This is a genomic window from Bradyrhizobium sp. Arg816, from assembly GCF_029989365.1.
Taxonomy (GTDB): domain Bacteria; phylum Pseudomonadota; class Alphaproteobacteria; order Rhizobiales; family Xanthobacteraceae; genus Bradyrhizobium.
Window position 1 is genome coordinate 1 of record NZ_JAPRAQ010000043.1, and the last position, 24,265, is coordinate 24,265.

At 57.3% G+C, this 24,265-nt stretch carries 14 protein-coding genes and 6 pseudogenes; 15 read left to right on the top strand and 5 right to left on the bottom strand.

The window, feature by feature from the left end; translation table 11 throughout:
* Window positions 1-170: 170 nt before the first annotated feature.
* A pseudogene (locus OWC48_RS44230) lies at window positions 171-434 on the bottom strand (transposase); the annotation flags it as partial.
* 343 nt (window positions 435-777) lie between these two features.
* Here OWC48_RS44230 and OWC48_RS44235 point away from each other — a divergent pair.
* From OWC48_RS44235 to OWC48_RS44260, 6 genes and pseudogenes are all read left to right on the top strand, one after another.
* Window positions 778-2,055 carry an aminotransferase class I/II-fold pyridoxal phosphate-dependent enzyme gene (locus tag OWC48_RS44235; RefSeq protein ID WP_282525659.1) on the top strand — a complete coding sequence of 426 codons (1,278 nt, stop codon included), beginning with the start codon at window positions 778-780 and terminating at the stop codon, window positions 2,053-2,055.
* Window positions 2,056-2,642: 587 nt separating this feature from the next.
* Window positions 2,643-3,431: an SDR family NAD(P)-dependent oxidoreductase gene (locus tag OWC48_RS44240; RefSeq protein ID WP_282525660.1), complete on the top strand. Its 789-nt coding sequence runs from the start codon at window positions 2,643-2,645 to the stop codon at window positions 3,429-3,431.
* A gap of 524 nt (window positions 3,432-3,955) precedes the next feature.
* Window positions 3,956-6,406: a CoA transferase gene (locus OWC48_RS44245; protein WP_282525661.1), complete on the top strand. Its 2,451-nt coding sequence runs from the start codon at window positions 3,956-3,958 to the stop codon at window positions 6,404-6,406.
* Between the two features lie 947 nt (window positions 6,407-7,353).
* Window positions 7,354-8,706 (top strand): aspartate aminotransferase family protein, encoded by a 1,353-nt coding sequence (locus tag OWC48_RS44250; RefSeq protein WP_282525662.1) that lies wholly within the window; start codon window positions 7,354-7,356, stop codon window positions 8,704-8,706.
* Window positions 8,707-9,823: 1,117 nt separating this feature from the next.
* Window positions 9,824-10,069 carry a 50S ribosomal protein L11 methyltransferase gene (locus tag OWC48_RS44255; RefSeq protein WP_282525663.1) on the top strand — a complete coding sequence of 82 codons (246 nt, stop codon included), beginning with the start codon at window positions 9,824-9,826 and terminating at the stop codon, window positions 10,067-10,069.
* 442 nt (window positions 10,070-10,511) lie between these two features.
* Window positions 10,512-11,297, top strand: a pseudogene (locus OWC48_RS44260) (transposase); the annotation flags it as partial.
* 50 nt (window positions 11,298-11,347) lie between these two features.
* Here the strand turns inward: OWC48_RS44260 and OWC48_RS44265 are convergent.
* The 4 genes and pseudogenes from OWC48_RS44265 to OWC48_RS44285 form a co-directional block, all read right to left on the bottom strand.
* Window positions 11,348-11,581, bottom strand: a complete 234-nt coding sequence (locus OWC48_RS44265) for a hypothetical protein (RefSeq protein WP_404979925.1) — start codon at window positions 11,579-11,581, stop codon at window positions 11,348-11,350.
* Between the two features lie 510 nt (window positions 11,582-12,091).
* Window positions 12,092-12,660 (bottom strand): annotated as a pseudogene (locus OWC48_RS44270) (anthranilate synthase component II).
* 15 nt (window positions 12,661-12,675) lie between these two features.
* A pseudogene (pabB, locus tag OWC48_RS47615) lies at window positions 12,676-14,045 on the bottom strand (aminodeoxychorismate synthase component I).
* A 544-nt stretch (window positions 14,046-14,589) separates the two neighbouring features.
* Window positions 14,590-14,874, bottom strand: coding sequence for a Dabb family protein (locus OWC48_RS44285; protein WP_282525664.1), 285 nt, complete (start codon window positions 14,872-14,874; stop codon window positions 14,590-14,592).
* A 367-nt stretch (window positions 14,875-15,241) separates the two neighbouring features.
* Here OWC48_RS44285 and bioB point away from each other — a divergent pair.
* The 9 genes and pseudogenes from bioB (at window position 15,242) to OWC48_RS44325 (ending at window position 24,128) form a co-directional block, all read left to right on the top strand.
* Window positions 15,242-16,253 (top strand): annotated as a pseudogene (gene bioB / locus OWC48_RS44290) (biotin synthase BioB).
* Between the two features lie 11 nt (window positions 16,254-16,264).
* Window positions 16,265-16,624: an aspartate 1-decarboxylase gene (gene panD / locus OWC48_RS44295; protein ID WP_282525665.1), complete on the top strand. Its 360-nt coding sequence runs from the start codon at window positions 16,265-16,267 to the stop codon at window positions 16,622-16,624.
* Between the two features lie 82 nt (window positions 16,625-16,706).
* On the top strand, window positions 16,707-17,405 hold the full coding sequence (locus OWC48_RS47260) for an aminotransferase class I/II-fold pyridoxal phosphate-dependent enzyme (RefSeq protein ID WP_368860685.1): 699 nt from the start codon (window positions 16,707-16,709) through the stop codon (window positions 17,403-17,405).
* Entirely contained in the window at window positions 17,375-17,785 is a 411-nt protein-coding gene (locus tag OWC48_RS47265) for an aminotransferase class I/II-fold pyridoxal phosphate-dependent enzyme (RefSeq protein WP_368860686.1), read from the top strand. Before OWC48_RS47260 ends, OWC48_RS47265 begins: the two co-directional genes overlap by 31 nt.
* Before the next feature lie 57 nt (window positions 17,786-17,842).
* Complete coding sequence (gene bioD / locus OWC48_RS44305) at window positions 17,843-18,475, top strand: dethiobiotin synthase (RefSeq protein WP_282525666.1); 633 nt, start codon at window positions 17,843-17,845, stop codon at window positions 18,473-18,475.
* Window positions 18,475-19,736 (top strand): annotated as a pseudogene (locus OWC48_RS44310) (adenosylmethionine--8-amino-7-oxononanoate transaminase). The gene bioD and the pseudogene OWC48_RS44310 overlap by 1 nt, the downstream one beginning before the upstream one ends.
* Window positions 19,737-20,917: 1,181 nt before the next feature.
* Window positions 20,918-21,997, top strand: a complete 1,080-nt coding sequence (locus OWC48_RS47110) for a HAMP domain-containing protein (protein ID WP_282525667.1) — start codon at window positions 20,918-20,920, stop codon at window positions 21,995-21,997.
* Window positions 21,985-22,914, top strand: a complete 930-nt coding sequence (locus OWC48_RS44320; protein ID WP_282525668.1) for a methyl-accepting chemotaxis protein — start codon at window positions 21,985-21,987, stop codon at window positions 22,912-22,914. Before OWC48_RS47110 ends, OWC48_RS44320 begins: the two co-directional genes overlap by 13 nt.
* A 641-nt stretch (window positions 22,915-23,555) precedes the next feature.
* On the top strand, window positions 23,556-24,128 hold the full coding sequence (locus OWC48_RS44325; RefSeq protein ID WP_282525669.1) for a GNAT family N-acetyltransferase: 573 nt from the start codon (window positions 23,556-23,558) through the stop codon (window positions 24,126-24,128).
* Window positions 24,129-24,265 lie beyond the last annotated feature (137 nt).

Genomic DNA, 24,265 nt, shown 5'->3' on the forward strand with positions numbered 1-24,265 from the left:
CTGTGCAAAAAAGCGGGCTTCGTGCCCGAACCATTTATTGGGAACGGCGTGCGCGGATCTCATCATGGCCTGGCTGCAACAGCAGTCCACTCGCGAGAGGCCGGATACATTTATGCAACTGGAAGCGTCATTTTTGCTGTTACGAACCCTTGCACGGACGGGGCGGACCATACATTTTTTGAATTGAGGTCCTTTAGCATGGCGTTGTCGAGCATCGCCTCGGCCAACAGCTTCTTCAGCTTCGCATTCTCGTCGGCAAGGACCTTGAGGCGCCGAGCTTCGGATACGTCCAGGCCACCATACCTGGCCTTCCACTTGTAGAACGTCGCGCTGCTGATCCCGTGCTTCCGGCAAATATCACCGGTCTTCGATCCTGCCTCGTGCTCCCGCAGCACCGCAATGATCCGCTCTTCCGTGAACCTCGACTGCTTCATCTCCGTCTCCTTCAAGGTGGACGGATTCTACCCATTTTTGGAGGAAGTTCAGGGGCTCAGGTCAAAAGATCGACCAACCCTGCCATTTTCGCGGCGAACGCACAGCAACGTCTCGCCGACGTCAAAAGTCTTACTCCGAATTTGTCGGCCGTTAGCCTGTCCGATTTGGTAGCTGCCAAGCACGGTCCCACTCCTTAAGGTCTGGTTGACGCAAAAGGGGCGGTCGAGCAGACCCTAGGATTTCAAAATCCCTGAGGGGCGCGCCCATCTTGTTTAGTCGCCTATCCGGCTCACTCATGTAAGCCGTCGGCTGCGCATCTTGGCAGATGGAACGGAGAATGAAATGCAAGAGCAGATTCCGGTCGCCAACGATGGTCTACCTGTCGGACATTTTCGGAACACGAGCTATATGGTCAACCAGAGTCGTCCATACTTTGATGCGGCTCACCGGGCAGGTCTGATGGGCGTCGCGGCACGTTCTACGACTGGACGCGTTGTAAGTTTAGGGACAGGGCCACTTGAAACTCGGCGCGAGATTGTCGATTTCGTGCGGTGCTCCTACTTGGGCCTTGACAACCATCCGGCGATTTTAGCCGGCGCGATCGACGCAATTGAGGCGCATCATTCGTTACACTGGTCATGCGCACGAACGCGACTCAATTTCGATATTCTCGCAGAGCTTGAAGCAAACCTTTCAGAGCTGTTCTGCTCACATGTAATCGCTTGTTCTACAGTCATGCTCGCCAATCTAGGCGTGATGCCTCTCCTTGCTTCGGGTCAATTGACGGGCGGACGAAAGCCAGTCGTTGTCTTCGACCGGATTGCGCACATCTCGCTTGCATATCACAAGCCGGTAGTTGCTGATGAAACGCGAGTGGAAACGATTGCGCACAACGACATCGATGCTCTCGAACGCCTGTGTCGTCAACATCCGGTAGTCGCCTACGTATGCGATGGTGTTTACTCCATGGGCGGGAACTCGCCGATCAAAGAGCTGCGCCAGCTGCAGGAACGGTATGGGCTCTTTCTCTATATCGATGATGCTCACGGTATATCGATCTTTGGACGCCAAGGCGAAGGATTTGCTCGCTCTCAGTTTCCGCCAGTGCTGGGTGACCATACGATCATAGTAGCCTCGCTCGCCAAGGGCTTCGGCGCATCGGGCGGCATGATTATGCTCGGAATGGCCGAGCACGAAGCACTGTTTCGACGGTACTCCATTCCTTATGCATTTTCAGTGCCACCCAATCTCGCAGCGGTTGGTGCGGCACTTAGCTCGTGCAAAATTCACCGTTCGGCAGAACTCGGCGAGCGGCAAAGGCGGCTAGCGCAACGTATCGAGGTGTTTGATCGTCATATCGCGACCGCTCAGCACGGTAATTCATTTCCCATCAGAATGATTGCATTGGGATCGGAAGCCACGGCGATTGCAGTCGGCAAAGAGCTTCTCGATGCGGGCTTCTATACGTCGGTAACCTTCTTCCCGACCGTTGCGCAAGGAAGAGCAGGCATTCGAGTGTGTATTACAGCAGAGCATGAAGTCCATGATATAGAGCGACTGTGCGATTGTATTATAGAAAAAGTGACCAAAACCACCGGAAAGCCATACCCTCTGCGGTGAGGTAATCATACAGAAGATAAATTCACAGGCGTGTTAAGTTTGTGTTTACGAGAAAGATGATGAGAGTGCGTCTCCCCCAGATATGCTCGTTTGGCTCCGAAGGCGTCTCCCGACCGCCAAGGTTCTCGACCGAGCCCTACGCGATGATGAATACTCACCCTGATCATAACTTCGCCCGGCTGAAATATGCGCCATGTCTCGGTCAGCGTAGCCTACGAAAATATCCCGTATTCGAAACACTGGCGCGATGCGTCGGCGCTAGTATCACGGTCCAGCCCCGTGCGGTCGCTGCCCGTTCGCATTGCGACGCTGCACGAGAGCCGACGATCAGAAATACGCTGCACCTCTCAGCGAGCCGACCGGAACTCGGCAGAACGCGCAAGCTTGCCCGTGCGCTGGAAGGTTTGGCATCGGTCGCGAAATTGATTTATCTCGTGTTCGGTGGTGCCGATTCAAAATCCACCATGCAGAGGCTTGCGGGATCGACGCGTGAAGCCTCATTGCTCTTAAGGTCACGATGACGATGATCCCCCATTTCGAGCGATGCGTACTCCACGCTCGTTGCTACCGGTGGTGACGATCTGACTATGCTGGAACCAGGAAAACACAAGGATCAAAGCGACCGACGCATTGTTCTCGTGACCGGAGGAGCGCGCGGAATTGGACTAGAAATCGTTCGCCGCTTTCTGGCCGATGGCGACCGGGTCGCTTTTGTCGCGACAAGCACAGAACATGTTGACCGGGCGCTTGATCTTCTCGGCTGTCCGGGGGATCGGCTCTATGCTGAGAGAATCGACATAACGCGACACAACGAAGTTGAAGGATTTGTTGACCGGATTCGCGCACGTTGGGGCGAGATCGCGGTGCTAGTGAACAATGCGGGCATTTCGCCCAAACGTGTGGACCAGGATGCACCTTGGCTTCCGCAGACGTCACTTGCTGAGTGGGCGCGGGTTATCGACGTCAATCTCAACGGTCCGTTCGGTCTGATACGGCTATTGGCACCGGCAATGGTTGCAAAGGGCTATGGACGCATTATCAATGTTGGGTCGCTTGCAGGGCGCGCCATGCCGATGATCGCAGGGCCGCATTATGCCGCCTCGAAGGCGGGACTGATCGGACTAACCCGCGCTGCTGCGCGGGATCTCGCTCCGCACGGTATTACCGTCAATTGCATTGCTCCTGGGCGGGTTCTCAGCGATCTGACCGGACCGCCCCACGCGCCGGTCAACCGCTCGGCTCTCAGCAGGATTCCGGTCGGTCGTTTTGGAACTGCTGAGGAGGTGGCGCACGTCGCAACGTTTCTGGCTTCGCCGATGGCAGCCTTTATCACCGGTGCAACCATCGATATTACTGGCGGCGAGTTCGCTGCCTAGGCTGATGCATATCGCACTTAACGTACGGCACGATGCTGGTCTCACTCGGGCTCCACGATTTTAAGCTCATGCGGACTGGCCGTATAGCCGCCCGTGGACAAGGAGAGATCGATGTAACCGAAGCGATACCCGAACCTCCGGAATTTTCCATTATCCAGCTATCACGCTTGTTATTCCGTAGCCAACCTGGGAATTCGGCCAGAGGCTGGAGGCTGCTGTTCCGCCTGGTTTCGCAAGGAGATGAGGAAAGTCGAGGATCTGCCTATGCAGTCTTTTACAGACCGGTCATCGATGCCCGCGGCACGACCGAGTCGCTCATCTCCATGTTCAAGATCAACAAACGTCGATCTTGGGCGTTAGATCAAGGCAGTGCGTGCTGGTCAACGCACTGGCTTGATCGGGCAATCGCAAACGCTGGCGTCTTCGCCTGCGAAGAAGCACTGCTTTTGTTGTGTCGATGAGCTCGCGTCGTGTCGCAGGCTAGCTCTCGAAGGATCGAATGGCTAAACAAAACGGAGCGCTCCATGGAAGTGTTGTCGCATTTTCGGGTCATCGAGATCGGTAGCTCGCCAGCCGTCAGCTATTGCGCGCGCCTGTTTGCCGATCTCGGCGCCGATGTTCAGAAGGTGGAGCCACCAGAAGGAGATCCACTCCGCTGTTGCGCGCCACTCACGCCCGGTGGCCACGGTGCGTGGTTTGCGTTCCTAAACTTTAACAAATCCAGCCTGATTATCGATGCCACTGATCATGACGCAATCGCACGGCTGACGGCGCTGATCGAAGCTTGCGATATTTTAGTTGATGGCCGCGATATTGATCCGGCAGGTTGCCCATCGATCGACATCGCCGGGATTCGGCAGCGACGCCCTGAGTTGATTTACCTCAAAGCAACCTGGTTTGGCGGCGAGGGGCCGTATGCAGGATTCGCTGCAACCGATTCGACCGTCCGCGCGCTCGCCGGTCTCATCAAATTGGCCGGACCGCCCGAGGGCCCCCCCTTGCACGCACCGGATTTCCAGACTGGCATCTTAGCCGGTCTGTGGGGTTTCATCGCCGTGGCTTCTTCCGCGTTTGCGGGATTACAGGGTCGTAGGAGAAGATGGTCGTGGTCACTTAGCGTTTTTGAATCTAGCCTCGCTCTTTGTGAGTATCAGATATTTGAGGCCTATGAGCGCGGCGACGTCATGCGCCGCATTGGCGTAAATCGCTTCTGGCCAAACTTTCCGGTCGGTATTTACAAAACGAAAAACGGCTGGGTCGGTATTACAACGATAACTCCAGAACAATGGCGCTCGTTCTGCGACATGCTCAGCATGTCCGAATTGCGTGACAATCCGGCTCTCTTGCTTGGCGCCGATCGCCTACAACACATTGAGGAGATCGAACGACAGTTCATTCCAAAGCTAAAGGCGCGAACAGCCCAGGAGTGGTTTGAGGAAGGGCTAAAACGCAAGATCCCGATCGTGCCGGTGCCCGAAATCTCCGAGCTTTTGCGGAGCGCGGAGAAGAACGAGCGTGGCGCGATTGTGCCCGTCCAGCTCGGTGAAGAAGAGGGCTGCACGGTTGGGTCTATGCAAATGCTGACATTGACGCCGCCGCGACGCGGCGGCAAGGTTCCGGCTCCTGGCGAACAGCAGAGGTTTGCGGATACCCGAAGACGTCTCACCGACAGTGCGTCGACACCCTTCGATCGCCTCGATGCTGGTGGGCTGCCATTGGATGGAGTTCGCGTGATCGATTTCTCCATGGGCTGGGCTGGTCCCCTGTGCACGCGCTCACTGGCTGATCTCGGTGCGGACGTCATCAAAATAGAAGCCATCCAATATCCGGACTGGTGGCGCGGCGTTGACCGAAGGCGCGCTTACATCGAGGATCAGATGTATGAGAAGAAGCTGCGCTTCTGCATGGTGAACCGAAACAAGCGAGGTATCACACTCGACTTGACACGGCAGCAGGGCCGAACCATCGCGAAGCGGCTCGCAGCGGGAGCTGATATTGTCGTTGACAATTATTCGGCCGGTGTGCTGCCGAAGCTCGGACTTGGCTACGACGTGCTCAAAGAGCTCAACGATCGCCTTATCATGATGTCGATGTCAGCGTTTGGCACGAACAGTGTGCGTAGCAATTGCCGGGCCTACGGCTCGACTCTCGAGCAGGGATCGGGACTGCCGAGTGTGATCGGAAAGGCCGACGGGCCACCCATGATGAGCCATATCGCATTCGGAGACGCCGTCGGCGGGTTGAACGGCTGCGCTGCGGTTCTGGCTGCCCTCATTCATGCCCGTACCATGGGGCAGGGCCAGTTCATTGATCTTGCCCAGATTGAATGTATGATGCCCTTTGCAGCGCCATGGATTACTGTTCATTCGATCGCCGGTACACCGCCGGTACGATACGGAAATCGACATCCGGAATTCGTTCCGCATGGCTGCTTCCGATGTGCGGGTGAGGACCAGTGGATCGTGGTCGCCGCGACGGATGCGGGCATGTGGCAAAGACTTGCAGCGCTTATTGGGCGATCAGACTGGGCCATGGACACATCGCTCAACTCGGCCGAACAGCGCCGCGGCATCGAGGATGTCATTGAGAGAAGCATCGAAGCCTGGACGATCACCCGCGATCCGCATCAGGCTATGTCCGACTTGCAGGCTGCAAAAGTTGCTGCCGGCGTGGCACGCCTGCCGATCGACCTGCTCGACGATCCGCATCTCAGGTCGCGCGGGTATCTGCAGGAGGTCGAACGCGCTTTCATTGGCTTGCATCCGCAGCCGTCAATGCCGATTCGGGAAGGTGAAGCACCATTCACGATCCGCACGCCGGCACCGACCCTTGGCCAACATAACAATGAGATCCTATCAGGGCTTCTGGGGCTTTCCGACGCCGAGATCGCGCACTTGGCTAAGGAGGGGATCATCGGTACGAAGATGGTATCGGAAGAAGAGCTCGCGAAAGCCAGGAACGCGGCGTCAGACTAACAAGTCAACTCTATCGCACCGATGACGGGATCTTAGCGGTGCGGATCGACGCGCTTGCGCTTGATGCTACCGAGCCGCGAGCCGCAATGGAGCGCCCGAGTCATACGCTGAGCCGCGTGCAGTGCGGCTGCACCAAGAGGGAACCGCGTGCGCTATCGGTGACGATTGGACGGGTTTCCTTTCGATCTAGACGTCATGCCTGCTTGGCCGATGATTTAGCGGTCACCGGGTCCTCCACCGACGCCCAGTAGCGCCCTAATTCAAGCCCCGAAGCTCTTATTCGAGTTAGATTTGAAACCATAGCAATTGGTCTGATGAGCAGACGAGCCATCGCAACCCGAGCTTCGGGAAGAAAGCTATTGCTGCTCGCCCGAATTCGTCGACTGCTGCTGACCGAGATGAATAACCGGCTTCACTTTGCTTTTTGCAATCTGGAGCCTAATACGCGGCGCGTTCTCGAATAGCCAAAGGCAACACTACTCTCCCAGAGTAGGTAGTGGCTCAATCCATTATTAGTGTGTATGTCAATTTGCAATTCGTCCTGCCGGCCATGATACGGCCTCTGAGAGGCCTCGCATTGCGTGTAGACGGAGCCGCGGCAGGTTGACAATTCTGCTATCCCCAACGGAGCCAAACGGGCCATTGGGGCATGCGCGAGCGCTTCGGCCGTGGCCTCATTACAAACGGGTCTTCTAAGATGCTCGGATGAAAACGCGACCGAAAGTCACGGATCGGGACGAAATGCGGCCAATTTGCTCTAGGTCAAACTTGCAGGTCCAAGTATTTGCCGTCAATTTACCTCTAGAGCAACGCCGTGTCCCGATAGCCGGCCAATTCGCGAGGGCGGCAACTGGTTGCTGGGTGACAGGTATAGATGGATCCACTCAGCACAAATCCGGAAAAAATCGATGAGGGTACAGTGCACCAAGGAGCTCGCAGGTTTCAATATGGCAGCCGAAATGCGCGTAGGGCAGAAGTCTAAGGACAACTTTGACCGGGCATCGCTGGTTTTCCCCGATGGAACGTCACGAGTAACCATTGATCGGGATCCGACTCCGCTTTATATCGAGCGCGGGATCGGCAGTTATCTTTTCGATGTCGACGGCCGCCGGTTTGTCGACCTCAATTGCAACTTCACGACGTTGATCCATGGCCATGCCTTCGCGCCTGTGGTGGAAGCGCTAACCCACCAACTCCAACGCGGCAGTTGCTTCGCAAATCCAACAGAGAGCGAAATCGAGCTGGCCGAACTACTTTGCGGCCGCATTCCGGCGATTGACCGTGTTCGGTTCGTCAACACGGGGACGGAGGCCGTGCTGTTTGCGATTAAGGCTGCGCGGGCCTTCACTGGTCGTTCAAAAATTGCCAAGCTCGAGGGCGCTTATCATGGGGCATACGACTGGGTCGAGGTCAGTCAAGCGGCGACACCGGCCAATTGGGGTAATCCAATGGAACCCAACTCTACTGCGTTCTATCGTGGGATGCCCGCGAGTGTGCTCGACGAAGTTGTCGTGCTACGCTTCAATGATGTTGAAAGCGTGCGGCGGTTGATGTCGCTGCATGCTGACCATCTCGCCGCCATCATTGTGGATCCGATGCCGAGCCGGGGCGGTCTCGTTGCGCCGAAGCCCGAATTCATTGCTGCGGTGCACGAAGCAGGCCGCGCTAACGGCATTCTGGTGATTTCCGATGAGGTCCTAAATCTTAGGCAGAGTTTCCATGGTGCATCCGCCCGTTACGGTCTAGTTCCGGACCTCGTCACGATGGGCAAAATCATCGGGGGCGGGTTGCCCATTGGAGCAATCGGCGGCCGCGAGGATGTGATGAAAGTCTTTGACGGGTCAGCGGGGCGGCCGCTGCTTCCGCAAGGCGGTACGTTTTCGGCCAATCCTCTATCTATGACAGCGGGGCTCGCCGCAATGAGGCATTTAGATCCCGTGGCTTTTGCACATCTCGAGACACTTGGGGATATTGTCCGTGACGGGATTGGGCGGGCCATCTCAGTCCGGGATGCGCCGCTGTGCGTGACTGGGGCGGCCTCCCTCTTTCGACTTCATCCGCGCGCACAAGCTCCGAATGACTATCGCGAGATCTATCCCACGGTTGCCGGGGCAACGCTAATGAAACAGCTTACGCGGTTCTTCGCGGACAACGGCATTATCCTGCCGTCTGCTGCCGCAGCCCTCTCGACACCGATGACTCGCGCCGACGCTCAGTTCATCGTGGATGTGTTTGCAGGCTTTCTCGATAGTCATCAAAATCTGTTAGACGCGATAGAGGCGTGCAAAAGACCGACGTAAAAGCTGCGTAATCTGTCGGCAGCGTCATGCCCCTGACGTGGACCTCGGCGAGACCGGCACGCAATATCCGTCGCCATCGAACGGGACTGCGGCTCGACGATCGCATGATGAGCGCGGCTTCGTGGCCGTCGCGAGCCGCGCACAGGCCGTGCGCTTGTGTCGCTGTCAAAGCAGACAGCGATCACCGCGGAACCGCTCTTGAGGTGGGGTGCCGATGTAAAGGTGACGCCAAGTTACTTTGGGGATTATTCGATCGCGCCAGCACGGAATGACGTGGGGTTCGTCGCCTGTTGCACTCGCTCGGCACGTCCCTGGCGCAGGATTTGTGTCTAGCAGCGACACCCGGACCCAATGCGTGCGCCACCGCACTAAGAACCATCATGCTGGCAGTCAAAGCAACAACTTCGCTTTGAGGTCCACTGCTTTGGCCCTCCGGCTGAAAGCCATCTTGCAATGGGAAGCTGTATTCGGATCCCAACGTCCTCTCAAAGCAGTAGGCTTGAACCTCACGCCGCGTCAGGTTGTGGGCTTGAAGAAATAGCCAAGGTTGAGCGACGCGGTGGATCTTGGCTTGCGTCTCTAAATGACCTGAAGAGGAGCTCGCAGGACGCTTCGTTTACGAATGTTGGGCAAAGGGGGGCCATGAATAGTATTCGGCCTAGTAAGTCTCTATCACTGCGTTAACGGCGCATCGCGTCGCACCACGGTCAGATCGAAGATTGCTCAATTTGAAAAGCAGCAGACCGATTGACGGACGAAGTGCGTTCGGAGACGAGCAAGGCATATTCCAATGGGCGTTGTCGCTATTCCGGGACAACAACGTCGGTATGGATCGGTAGAGAAGCATAGAGAGCGGCACCGCGGTTTTCCGGTGTTTAAATCCGGGTCGGCCGACTGCGCGAGATATCGTAACGTCAAAAGTCGGGAGAAGGAGTGTTAGAATGAGTGCTCGGGACCCGTATCTGAAGGCTCCAGATGACGGATGTAGACGCAACGCTGGCTGAACTCAGGTTGGCCGAACATCCCCACGGCGTGGAGGTGAGCGGCATGGCTCTACACATCCGGCCTGGCGTTTTGTCACCGCGGTTTTGCAAGGAGCCGACGCCTTGATGTCGAAATGGCACATCAAGCTTGGTGTAAGGTACTGGATCTGGGGTGCGGATCAGGTGTGCTCGGCCTTGCGGCGCTGCGCGCGGGGGCCGGAAGCCTTGTTGCCCTCGATGTAAATCGGCAAGCCGTTCTCACGACGAAGATAAATGTTGAGCCACTAGGTTATACGGACAAAGCCGACGCTCGACACAGCGATGCCTATTATGCGCTCCGATCCGAGGAAACGTTGATGTCATTCTCTTTGCGGCCCTAGTAGGATCGCAAAGCGAGGGATGAGCTCGAGCGATCCTGCTTCGATCAACATCACAACTTCTTGGCAACAGCGCTCGAAGAGAGCCGTCCGGCTAAATAACAGAGGCATAAGTTATGTGCTGGTTTCTGATGAGGGAGAGATCGGCCTCGTCAGAACATTATAGATGAAAGTAAGCTGCGCGTAAGAGACAACGTTTTCGGCCAAATAGACCAGGGGGCCACATTCGAATTCTTTGGGAACTCGCAGCGCGAAAAGACTATCTTCATCTCGTGCCAAAAGTTCAACCTTGCTCTCTTGCGCGCTGGATCCCGGTTTGCCACTCTCCGCTTCTGATGTGACCGTCTCGGTCAGATCAAAGAGGTGCGTGGCCAGAGAAAGAACGTCGTAAGCTGTATCGGTTGTCTTGTCCCCGTGCGAGCAGACAAGAAGTCTTGCGCAACGGGCACGTGCTCTTCTGGCCCAGACGGTCGACGCCGATAGACCTCTCGGCAAGTATGCCGACTTAAAGACCGCGGACGGCCACCAGCACGTGGTCCGCCACGGTCACCTGCAGGAGCGCGAGGTGATGACCGGTGTCGGTCCCGTCACTATCCGCCAGCCACGCGTGCGATCGCGACACGGACGCCGCCGATTCCGACCGCATCCGGGACTCTCCGTCGATCCCGCCACCCTACGTGCGCAGTTCGAAGTCGATCGAGACGCTGCTGCCGGTCCTTTACCTGGTGCGTATCTCAACTCGCGATTTCTCGGAGGCGCTGGCTGCGCTGGTCGACAAGGATGCTGCGGGGTCGTCGGCACCCGCCATCAGTCAACTGAAGGATGGCTCGCTCGAAGAGCGCACCGCGTGGCAGAAGCGCGGCCTGTCGGCGAAGCGCTACGTTTACATCTGGGCCGATGGCAGCCATCTGGAGGCGCGACTCTAGGACGAAAAGCCAGTGCATCCTCGTGCTGATCGGTGCGACGGCGGAGGCCGCAAGGAACTGGTCGGCTTCACCGATGGTGCCCGCGAGAGCGCGCACAACTGGCGCGATCTGCTGCTGATCTGAAGCGGGCTCAACGTGGCTCCGCGGTTCGTCATTGCAATGGCGCACTCGGCTTCTGGAAGGTCGCCGGCGAGGTGTAACCGAAAACGCGCGAGCAGCGGTGCTTGGTTCACAAGACTGTAAACGAACTCGCCAAGCTGCCGAAGAGCCGGCAGCCGAATGCAAAGCGGGCGTTGCAGGAGATAACGATAGGATTCGCGCCATGGGGCTCGCCGGCCTACGCTCTTCATGTACTTCATGAGTTGGCCCAAATATCGAGTTCGATCTCACGTGTCACCTCGATGATGCTCTCTCGATGGCCGCCGTTCTCGACGAGAGCATATTTCAAAGCTTGGGCGCGGTTGACAAAAAGGCCGCCAAAGGCGCCCCCTTGTTCACGGGCAACCCAGTTACCGCGCCGGTTCCTGCCAACAAAAACAGTCGGCGGGGCCGAGCCAGGCCAAGGACGATCCAAGAGCTGAGTCATCATGTCTATCCGTGACCTAGTGATTCTGGTTGGCCAGCCGAGTTGCTAATAATGATCACCCGCTTCCAAGTCGTGATCGAAATTGTGACGCTAGCTTGCATGACGGCTGGGCGTCAGACATCGGTTCGACTGCGCGGAAGCTCATAAGTTGTGGCTCGGGCCGCCCACCATGGAGTTCGGCTTCAGGATACGTCAAACCTGAACCGTATTCCCCTGCCAGTTCTGCCAGGCAGCACGGACTCCGGAGCATCCTGAGAATGACCAATGGCTTTGGCTCTGCACTCCGCGCCCGCTGTGTTGCAAGACGCATAGGCCCTGCGCAGGACGCCGCACCGGTGCGCGCGACTTCTCACGCTCTCTGCGATTGATCTCTATGGAGGCGGCAAGCCCAATGTTGGAAGTTACGCCAGCCCATGGAACGCCGAGCCATTATTCCGTTCTCACGACCAAGCGCTGAAGCTTGGCTGCTTCGGCGTTTTGGGATGTTCAGCTGGCGGCTCATTTCTGCTTGGCCTACATCCTCGGTTCAACCAGGCGCAAGAAATTGTTGAGCAGCAGATACCCGTATTCGGTTCCGGATGAAACTGCACGCCATAAGTTGGTTGATAGCGATGTGCGAGAGCCATGATCTCGCCTTCCTCGGACCGCGTTGTCACCACGAGGTGCCGCGCTGGGGGCGAGTCGAGCTTGATCACAAGCGAATGATAACGCCCGACTGAAAGTGGGGAGGGCAGTCCCTCGAATAGCGGCCCCCTTCATGCGTTATAAGAGAGGATCGCCCATGCATGGGGCGTAGCGCTCGCGTCACTCGTCCGCCGAAAACGCTTCCAATACACTGATGCCGAGGCAAATCCCGAGAATCGGGATGCGACCTGAAAGTTCGCGGCTAACGGCCACAGATGCTCTGGCCTGGCTTCGAGTGCAGGGACCAGGAGAGATAACGATCGCACGGGGATTAAGGTTGATCACGTCGGCGACGCTGATCGCATCGTTCCTGACAACATCGGTTGATTCGCCTGCCTCTGAAAATACCGGCCGATGTTGAAGACGAAGGAGTCGTAGTTATCGATAATGAGGATCACAGCGGACCAGGTACTTCAGCACCAAAAAGCTTCAAAGATTCGCTGTGCCTTCGCGAGCGTCTCAGCGTACTCGGCTTGCGGATCCGACATCGCTGTTATCCCGCCTCCTGCATGAAACATGGCTTGATCGCCATCAATAATTACCGTGCGGATCGCGATGTTAGTATCCAGATGCCCGTCGAAACCGATGAAGCCGATTGCCCCGCAATAGATCTGTCGAGCCACTCGCTCCACTTCCGTGATGATCTCCATCGATCGCACCTTTGGCGCCCCCGTGATCGAGCCACCTGGGAAGCAAGCTCGCAGCAGCGCGACGGCGTCTTGGTTCTCTGAAAGTTCACCCGTAACGATCGAGACGAGGTGGTGCACCGACGCGTGGGATTCGAGGTTGCACAGCCCTGGCACTTCGATCGATTGCGGAATGCAGACCTGCGACAGATCGCGGCGCAGAAGATCGACAATCATGCAGTTTTCGGCACGGTCCTTTTCGGACGCGACCAGGGCCTGCGCGCGGTGCTGGTCCTCCGCGGAATCATTGCAACGCGCTATGGTGCCCTTGATGGGGCGTGTTTCGAGGTTTCGTGCGTCGAGCTTCAGGAAACGTTCCGGTGAACTTGAGGCAATGGTGATCTCCCCATTGCGCAACAGGGCCGCAAACGGCGTTGGATTGAGTGACCGAAGTCGACAGTAGAAGCTAATCGGGTCGGATGAGGTCGGCATCCTCGCAGTGAAACGCTGCGCGATGTTCGCTTGAAAGACGTCTCCTGCTAAAATGAGGCCGATGACGCGCTGTATAGCGGCGATGTAGCTGTCAAGGCTGAAATTGGACTACCGCCCAGTGTGCCAGGGAGGTCCTTTAGAGCTGGCGTTGGCATGTCTAGTAAGGCGGCGAACTGATCGGCGCGACGGTGTGCGCGTTCAAGTCGAGGCGCGGGCTCCTGAGCCGACCATCCGGTCGAAACGATCCAGCACTTGTGATCTCGAAGGTCGAAGCTGATGACCACGTCATAGAAATGCAGGACACAGTCGGGCAAAGCTCGACCGGCAATCGCAGGTGCCGGCAATCGCTCAAGTGTCCTGTTTAGGTCGTAGCCCCAATAGCCGGCTGCACCTCCCTGAAAGGGCGGGAGATCTGCTCGATTCTGTTGCGGATATCTAGCGAGTAGAATCTGGAGAGCTTCCCACGGATTGCCCGCAAGAGTGACGCTGTTGCAACTCGCTTGTCCATTTTTGACCATGTAGCTACTGAATGGATCGCAGGTCACATATGAGTAGCGCCCCAACTCGTGCCTGACGGCGCTATCTTGAAAAGTGGGGTTCGGTTGATTTCCAAGACGCCGCATAGCAACGGGAGGTTCGATCCATCGAAGTTCGCGGACATGCATTTGACGATCAGTCGCTCTGGCCTTTGAGAGGTGTTCCGTTCCAACCGGCAGGCGCTTTTTGCCGGTTGCTGTATAGGCAGGTGGTTCTCTACGGAGCCGCCCGTAAGTGAAGGAAAGCGCGATCAATCTGGTTTTCGAGCTCGATTGCCTTGACTGAACGTCCTTGGGTAGCGAAATCCGCGCCGAATTTCCCCGGTGAAGCTGCCTTGACTTTGTCGGGTAACCTCGAGCTTTCGCGATCACGGATGACCCGTGCCTTGCGACTCACGGGCTCGGTCTTGCTCTCGGCGCAGGCACGGACCAGTTGTTTGTGAGCCTAAAGAACGCAGAGGAGGAAAATCACCCGAGGCGAACTCGCAATGTATATTCGGAGTTTTTGTCGTTTCGCCGCAGAACTTCGTCAGGAGGCGCGTCGCCAGAGCAACGAACTGGCCAAATCGGAACCTGCCCCTTGCCGGACGACCGAAAGCCAACTGCTTGAGCGCCGTCGTGTGTGTGACCCCAGTGTGCTTTGGTTCGGCCGTCTTTCTGGAGCCCGTATCCATTAGGCACTATAGTCCGCCGCGAACCGTAGCTCCCGAAGTGGTCGCACGCGCCTGATTGATTCCTGGTATAAATGATGCCCCTTGTAAGCTGCGAGTTCAGCGTCGCTATCGAACTCACCATAAACGACGACATCGATATCGCTCCCGAGTTGGTCGCTCTTGCGATTGCGGGTAACCTCCAGCCGACGTGGGTGTGGAATTGTCGTAAGGATCGAGAGACCTTCGATTATCTGATCGATCTGAGCTTTGTCCTTAGCGGGGAACAATACGATGTGACGAATCATGGATGGTCTGCGATCCCGTGGAGTGTAGCTGGGTTAACTATCTCGAAATGTGAGCCCGCCGCAATGGCTGGCCCCGCCGCGCAGCCGGTTGTCGGTGCTCGAGGCGGGCCGAGGAACGGCTGCAACATGGTCTCGCTCGGGCGCTAAGCCAAGCCAAGGTTCTAACTCTACACAGGCCAGAGTCGGAATCGGTATCACGTGTGGTGCTTCTCGCAGAAATTTTGCATTCTAGGGCATTTTCCGCAGCGTTTGAGCGAGTGCACGCCTTTATACCCTTGCCTGGAAAACGCGCGGGCAGGCATCAAGTCAGCCCGAATTACAGCAGGTCGCCTACCAGCCCGACATCTATTGGATCAGGGATGAATGCATGAATCCTGCTGCAGATGCTGGTATCAGTGGGCTGGTCCGCTTTGATTGGGAGGTCGTCGAGGCCGTATCTTTGTATGGGCTGCCGTTTGCAGACCTATTATTCCAGGCGCAGAACGTTCATCGGCAGAACTTCGATGCAAACCACGTCCATACCGCTAGCCTGCTCAGTATCAAGACAGGGGGCTGCCCGGAGGATTGCGGCTATTGCTCCCAGAGTGCGCACTTTGACACGGGTTTGCAAGCAACCCGTCCGATGGACGGCCACGATGTGGTAGTCGCAGGCAAGCGCGCCAAAGAGGCCGGCGCCACCCGCTTCTGCATGGCTGCGGCTTGGCGTAGTCCAAAAGAGCGCGAACTTGATCGGGTGTGCGACATGGTCAGCGCCGTCAAAGGTCTTGGCATGGAGACCTGCGTCACGCTCGGCATGCTGACCGCGACCCAGGCTGTAAAGCTGTCCAAAGCTGGCTCGATTTCTACAACCACAACGTCGATACCTCCTCTGAATTCTACGGCAGCATCATCAGTAGCCGTACGCTGCAGGATCGCATCGATACCCTGGCGCACGTCCGTAAGGCCGGGATCAAGGTCTGCTGTGGAGGCATTATTGGGATGGGTGAGCGCGTCGACGATCGCCTCGGCATGCTTGTGCTGCTCGCAAATCTCCCCATCCATCCGGAAAGCGTGCCAATCAACCTATCGAATGAAGTCAAAGGCGTGCCGGTCAATGGAAAAGCCGAGCGTCCGGATCCCATCGCGGTGGCGCGCCTGGTCGCGACTGCACGGATCATGATGCCGATGCGCGTGGTTCGGCTGTCGGCTGGACGGCAGCATATGAAGACGAGCTGCAAGCCTTGTGCTTTTTGGCTGGTGCGAACTCAATTTTCATCGGTGATACCCTGCTGACAACCAGAAACCCTAAGCTCGATCGCGATGCGAATTTGTTCGCTCGGCTCGGCATTACGTCTGAGCTTACCGAGCGAAGCAGCGCAGCGGATCGAGGCGCTGACTGAGCGAGTGTGAAATGAACATCACCCTGATGAAGGGCAAGATTCATCGCGCTCCCGTAACTGAAGCGGATCTGCACTATGAAGGATCAATCTCCATCGATCGTGCGTTGCTGGATGCGGCGGGGTTCCTGATCTACGAGCGCGTCGAAATCTACAACATTGATACCGGAGCGCGCTTTGCAACCTATGTCATCGAAGCGCCGCGAGGGTCCGGTATCATTGGTTTGAATGGTGCTGCGGCACGATTCGCGATGCCCGGAGACAAAATTACTGTGATTGCATATGCGTCCTTCGACGAGGGCGAAGCAAAGACGTTCCAACCGCGTGTCGTGCTCGCTGACCGCAACAATAGTATCCTCACCCACAAGCCCTGAGCGGTGTGTTCAAGCTCGTCCTCAACCGGGTATCGCGAGAACGCCGGCAGATGCCCTGGAGTACGCAATGAGCCCGACGCGAATGGATAGATTTGGCCCCTACGCCAAGGCCTTGCGCGCCCTCGAAGATGACAACCGCCTGCGCGGTCTCAATCCGCGTGCCGGAATTGATTTTTCATCCAACGACTATCTGGCGGTCGCGAATGCATCGCGTATGAAAAGGGCCGCCTTGGCGGCAGACGAACGTGGCACCCCACTTTGGTTCCGGCGGTTCGCGGCTTTTGCGCGGCAATTGCGAGGAGCACGACTGCCTCGAGGCAGAAGGCGCTCGGTTCTTCGGCACAGAGACAGCGCTGTTCTTCCTAGCTGTTACGTCGCAAATTTTACGATCCCGACGACGCTGCCGCAGCGCGGCGATCTGCTCGTCCTCGTCTCTCCGGTTCACGCCAGTATTCATGAAGGCGCGCGAGCTGGTAGGGCCGAGTTTCGCATGGCTGGCCACAACGATCCCGGAGCCATCGAAAGTGCGATCCGCGACTGGCGTCGGCATGGAGGAATGGGACGTATCTGGATCGTCGTGAAAAGCCTTTACAGTATGGACGGCGATTTCGCACCCCTCCGTGAATTTGTCGCGCTCGCAGATCGCTTCGACGCCTCCCTGGTCGTCGATGAGGCTCATGCTACGGGCGTTTATGGGGCGCAGGGGCGAGGGCTCAGCAGCATTACGATCGCCGCGAGAATCTCTTGGTTGTGCATACCTGCGGCAAGGCGCTCGGAGTAGCGGGAGCGCTTGTCACTGCTTCCGGCGTGCTGCGCGACTTTATGATCAATCGTTGTCGTCCGTTCATCTTTGCAACGGCCCCATCACCCTTAATTGCCGTTGCCGTCCGCGCGGCACTCTTCATCTTGGAGCAGGAACCCGAGCAGCAGCGGCGCCTCGCAAGGCTGGTTGCATTTACGCATCGAAAGATGGAAGCCCGCAGCCTGCGATGCCATTCCAGCTCGCAGATCCTCCCATACATTGTAGGTGATAATGCTCCTACGATGCGGCTCGCCTCTGCGATGCAGGATCGCGGCTTTGATATTCGGGGAATTCGGCCACCCTACGGTACCGGAGGGAACGGCGCGCTCGCGAATTTCACTGACGCCAAACGTCGATGAGGATGATGTGGCTTGCATGGTTGATGCGCTGGCTGAGGAGACGATGGAGGGGGCTCGATGAGCTTGCGGATTGTGGTGACTGGTACAGATACCGGGATTGGAAAGACTGTGTTTGCCGCCGGCCTATCTGATCTTCTCGGCGCGAACTATTGGAAGCCGATACAGGCCGGACTCGAAGGAGAGACCGATACCGAGACCGTCACAAGGTTGGGGCGTCTCTCACCCGATCGAATTGTGCCGGAGCTCTACCGGCTTCGAACGCCCGCATCGCCCCACCAGTCTGCCGAAATTGACGGAGTTCGCATCAATGCGGCTTCGATAAATCTGCCAGATACGGGAGGACGGCCTCTCGTCATAGAGGGCGCTGGCGGGCTGATGGTTCCGCTCGCTGGGGACACACTCTATATCGACATGATCGAGAGGTGGCAGCTTCCGGTCGTGCTTTGTGCCGGCACAGAACTCGGTACCATCAATCACTCGCTGCTGTCGATAGAGGCTCTTCGAAAGCGGCAGATTAGCATTCTGGGTATTGCGTTCATCGGTGAACGCAATCCGGAAACTCAGACGGCCATTCGGGAGATTGGCCGCGTGCGCTGGTTGGGGCGACTACCCAGAATTTCTCCCCTCACGCCAGAGGCGCTTCAGAGTGCATTCAAGTCATCGTTCCGTGCGGACGATTTCAGTTCATAATGCCAACGTTTAAGTCTCCAATTTGGCATCCATTTACGCAGCACGCGCTTCAAGGCGAGATGACAAAGATCTTGCGCGGTGAGGGGGCTTTCCTTCACTCGGCCGACGGTCGATGCATCATGGACGCAATCTCGTCCTGATGGGTCGTGACCCACGGTCATTGCCACCCGCATATTGTGAGTGCCATCCAGGACCAGGCGAGCAAGCTCAATCAGGTTATCTTTGCGGGGTATACGCACGAGCCAGCCGAGGAGCTTGCGGCGCAACTGTTGCAACTCACGCCGGCCAGTCTTGAGTATGTCTTCTTCTCAGATAGCGGTTCGACAAGCGTCGAAGTCGCGCTGAAAATGGCGCTCGGCTATTGGAATAACATCGGCAAGCGGCGGACTCGCATTGTCGTGATGCAACACTCCTACCATGGCGATACGGTGGGCGCGATGTCGGTCGGAGCCCGTGGCCCGTTCAATGCGGCCTATGAGGCGCTTCTATTTGACGTCACACCAATTCCGCTCTCGGCAATAGGTCGCGAGCAGGAGACGCTCGATGCGCTATATTCGGTATGTGAAGAGCAGATCCCGCCGGTCTTGATCGTGGAGCGCCAGATCTTAGGGGCCGGCGGAATGCTGATGTACCCAGCCTGGGTACTAAGGGAGATGAAGCGGATCTGCCAAGAATGGGACGTTCTCTTCATTGCAGATGAGGTCATGACGGGCCGGGGCCGAACGGGTACGCTCTTTGCCTGCGAGCAGACCGATGTCACACCAGATATCGCCTGCTATTCGAAAGGGCTCACGGGTGGATCGCTTCCGCTCGCAGTGACGCTCTGTCGCGCTGATATTTTCGAGGCGCATTATTCGACAGATCGTAATTTGACATTCTACCATTCGAGTGCATATACGGCGAACCCGCTCGCCTGCCCCGCCGCAAAAGCAAATCTGGATCTTTGGCAGAACTCGGAGGCAGGCACGCGCGTATCGGCACTAGCATCCATGCAAGAGCGCGCAATTGATCCGTTCATTGCTGATCCGCGCTTTGCAAACGTTCGTCGGACCGGCACCATCACCGCGCTTGATTTGAAAACAAGTGACCCTGGCTATCTCGCGAGCATCGGTCCGAAACTCCAGGCCTTCTTTAAGCACCGAAATCTGCTCCTGCCTCCGCTCGGAAATACGTCTACGTAATGCCGCCCTATTGCGTTACAGCCGCAGATATTGATCAGATTTATGCCGTGATCAAGGAAGCTGCCGGTCGTTTCGCTTGATGCATGCCGAGCAAGAGCTCCGAAAGTTCCGAAATAATCCGCTTGAGGTGAAGCACCTCAAGTCCAGGCGTAAAATTGCAGAATTTGCGCGGCAGAATGCGGTTCATCGCATTATTCAAGCTCGAGATATCGGTTACACGTCTGAAAGTTTGGCGCAGGTGCTCATCTGAGGGTGGCCGCGCTGAGAAGGCGCGTATCGGGTCATTCTGCTGCGCCCGATGGTTCCTGCATGCCTCAGAATCGGAATTGGTGTCGCCGCACGTGATGTGCGGGCGCTGTGACGTGGAAGTGGAGAATGCATAGCGCTCATCGAGGTGGCGCCGAAGGAGGCAGAGATGCGCGATAACTCACATGCATTCCATGGTGGATCAGGAAGGTGCTGCGCCATTTGTGGCGGCAAGTTCGGGCTGATCCGCTACTATTGCTGGCGAACGGCGCTCTGCTCCAAAAGGTGCGTCGATCGCTTCAAGGCGCGGCGGGAGGCCGATCAAAAATGGCTTCGCTGGTTGCGAGCCGCTTGATAGCTGGCATGAGTGGGTCCGGCCGACGTTAGCCAGGCGATGAATTGTCGCAAAATGCCCACGGCCGTCGGGATATCGCGGCACGAGTGCGTGCCGCCGACGCAGGCCACAAATTCGTAAGAAAATGCTGCAATTGGCGTAGCGCTTCGATTTTCTGCGAAAATGGCCGTGCGAAAGGTTCGCACGGCCAAGTCAGGGAGGAAACGCCCCAAAAGGGCGGCTAAAGAGAGCCTAGAGTGAGTGCCCACACTCACTGGGAGCTCCAAGCTTGTGCCTACGGTCAAGTTGCGCAAGCCCAATGCAGGAGTATCTGTTTGTAGTGCCGATTGGGCGCGAATTTTGAGCGTGCTTCGCGTGTTTTATGCGAAGAGCATGCGTTAGATGCAGCTATTCCGTGAGCTCCCCAATTCACAATCGTCACGTCATACGACGCATGGTATTCGGCGGACGAACACAACAGCCGTGAAGTCGCACAACGGCGCGTGCGCGCATCGCGTTTTGCGCGCGAGTTCAGGATTTCGAAATCAATATGAATTAGGTAGCGCTTGTCATTGACCGAGCGAAGCAGGTGGACCGGCTCGCGCTCGACACGTGCGTAATTCGTCCAACCGGCGATCTTCAGCGCGTCTTTAGCAGATCAGGTCATTCGAGGGATAACAAGTGAGCAACATCGCCTCCAGCACCCGCGAACAGTCGTTTGTCCGCCGCGGTTTCCGAGTCGGATTACGTGAGCAAATGGCAATGATCGGGGTTTCTGGCGTGCTGGTCACGGGTGCGATCTGCGTCTTAGCTCTGCACTACGCAAGCTTGGTTCAGCGCGAAGCGAGCTCCAGTAATGAATTGAAAGCCCGCGTCGTGTCGTTGTCACAAAGCTTTCTGGAGGCAGGTCAGATCGCGCACGACTTCCTTCGCAAGCCTACTGAAATGTCGGTCAAGACGCATGCGGATCATCTTGATCGCCAGCTCGCAGACTTAAGTCGGGTCGAAGAACTCGTGGGAGAGTTGCCCGATGATGATCCGCTGCGGCAAGCAGCCTCGCTGCGGCCGGTGATTAATCTCTATGCGACCCGCTTTCGAAATGTCGTTTCAGCGCAACGCAACCTTGGCTTCAATGAAGATGATGGATTTCAGGGGAAGTTGCGTGCCGCCGTCCACGCCGTCGAGGAGCGATTGAGCCGTATGCAACAGCCGCGCCTCACGAATTTGATGCTGACGATGCGCCGCCATGAGAAGGATTTTATACTACGAGGCGAGGAAAAATATGGCGATCAGCTTGCCGCCAGGGAGATGAAGTTCGAAACCGAGCTTGCTCAGGCCAGCGTGCCTGCGGAGGAGAAATCCCCGATTCTCGGGCTGATGCGGGCGTACAAGGCGAATTTTGTAGCATTCATGGTAACGCAGCAGACGCTGAGCGATCAGGTGGATGATCTTCGACAGATTTACGACCGCATTCGCCCGGCAGTCGCCAGGATCATGTCCGCGGCCGACGCACATGCGCAGGCTATGGAAGTGCGGGCTGAAGAAATTCGGCAGAGGCTGGTCCGGCTCATTGGACTTGCAACGTTGCTCGCGGGTTTGTTCAGTGTGCTCTTCGGGCAGCGTATTGCCAAAACCGTCGCAACTATGACCACAGCTATGCGCCAGCTGGGCGAGGGGCGGTTCGATGTGGTTTTGCCGGGCCGTGGTCGAAAAGATGAGCTCGGCGATATGGCCGAAGCGGTGTGGAAATGTTCAAGTTGAGAGCCCGAGAGAAGTTGCAGGCGGAGCTCGAGGCGAAGGTCGAACAGGACCAGACCGCTGCCGATCAGCGCAAGGCCGATATCGCTCGGCTTGCGGGCGAATTCGAAGCAGCCGTCGGGCGGGTGATCGAGGCGGTTTCGTCAGCCTCGAGGGAGCTGGAAGCCTCCGCCAGAAGCCTTAGCTCCTCCGCGGTAGAAAGCGGTCACCTCTCAATGGAGATTGCGTCATCATCGGACGAGGCGTCCGCCAACGTTCGGCGCGTGGCGGCCTCGACGAGCGAGATGGCCTTAACTATGGCGGATGTTGGCCGGCAGGTCGAGGAAGCGGCGAAGATGGCGCGCGAAGCGGTCCGCCAGACTGAGCTCAGCGATCAGCGCATGGTTGGCTTGGCGTCCGCTGCGGAGCGGATCGGTAGCGTGGTTCAGCTGATCGCAACAATCGCGCGGCAGACCAATTTGCTCGCGCTGAATGCGACAATCGAGGCTGCGCGCGCCGGCGATCGCGGTCGAGGTTTTGCAGTTGTCGCCGAAGAAGTTAAATCTCTCGCCATGCAAACCGCTCAAGCGACCGTGGAGATTGGCAAGCAGATTAACGACATTCAGGCCGCGACAACTGAAGCCGTCGACGCGAATATTGAAGCCAGCGCGATCGTCTCTCGCATTTCCGATATCGCCATAACAGTTGGGGAAGCTATTGGCGAGCAAAAAGAGACCAGCAAAAATGTCGCGTTCAACTTGCGGGAAGCTGCGAGCAAGACCACTCAGGTGGCGGCGAGCGCCGGTGAAGTCACTCATCGCGCGAAGGAAACGGGGGGGGCGTCGATGCAGGTGTTGCGGTCTGCCGAACTGCTGTCTGAGGAAAGCTCTCGGCTGAAGCACGAACTTGGAAGTTTCCTTAGGAGAGTCCAGGCGGCGTAACTAGAGCAATGGTGAGCTCGCATCTCGGGTGGGGGCGTAAGCCCGGTTCTGCTCGAACCAGCCAAATGGCTTTGCGTCCGGCGACCTGAATCCTCACACCGATCTGATTGCCCGGGTGGGTTTAGCACTGCAGCGGATTCCTATCGCGCCGTGATCGCTGCCGAGTTGAAAACATGACATCATAAAGGGATGTCACGGAATCTGGAGTGCCCTGCGAAAGCCGAGGCGGCCCCCCTGCAACAAACAATCTGCCCGGCGTGAATCTTAGAAAACCGGTTTTCCGGTTGCGGTGAAAAAGAGTTCGTCTTCGACTGCTTGGTCCCTTGTTCTCTGAGACTATTCGTTCGTCAATGGTGCTCGCAAGGGGCGCTGACGAGTTGAAATGAGGTCGGCTGGGATTCGAACTAGAGGGTATGAGCGGGGCAAGAATGTGGTTCGTGTTGTCACGAGCGTCATTGTGGTGGCGGATGTTCGGATGGATGCTCCCGAGTCATCATCAAGGCTTTGCTTGGAAGCGTCGCGTCCACTTTCAAGCCTCTCGTGGTCCCTACGGCCGCGGGTGACACTGACGCCTGTCGTCTTCAAGAGGAGCGAACAGAGGCGTCAACTGAACGTCAATATGGAGGCATATCTGCCTGGCCATGCTGCTGCACCTTCTCGTCTATGCCGGTGCTGTGGTTCCTCTTCTGGTCGAAGGTGCTTGTGACATGGTGACCACGCGTGAAGTATCTGTCGATGACGCCACAACCGTGACGCAGATGGTTGGGGATCTACTTACTGAACTCGAGGCCAGCGACGGGCAGGCCGAACTGGATGCTCAGCTGGTCGCCGAGCTGCTCCCGATGAAAGAGCGCGTTCACGGATTTCTCGCTTTTGCCGAGGAGCGTGCTGTGGGCCTCATCATGAGGACGGAAAGCGCCTCCCTTTTTGCGCGCGGGACCTACGGCATCATCACTGAGCTCTACGTCGTACCGGATCAACGCTCGTCTGGCGTCGCGATGGGCCTCATCGAGGCGGCGGTGGCCGTCGGTACGGCTAAGGGCTGGGGGCAACTTGAGATAGGGGCGCCCAAGCAACCGGTGTGGAGCCGTAGCCCAAATTCAGCGTTGTATTTGAAGGCTGGCTTTGCAGAAATGGGCCGCGGCTCAAGTTGCCGTTACACGACGCAACTAGCTCGCTCCCCCGGGCTAAGCCTCCGACGCGATCGCGATTAGAGGCTAGGCGGCGGCATACGCCGCGCCGCCGTGTTCCGGACTCAGCCGTTGCAAGGTCGGCTTGGCCTGCGCCCAATTCAACCTGGTGAGGTTTGCCGGTCTGGTTTGAACAGTGCCGACAACTCGGGCCACGACCG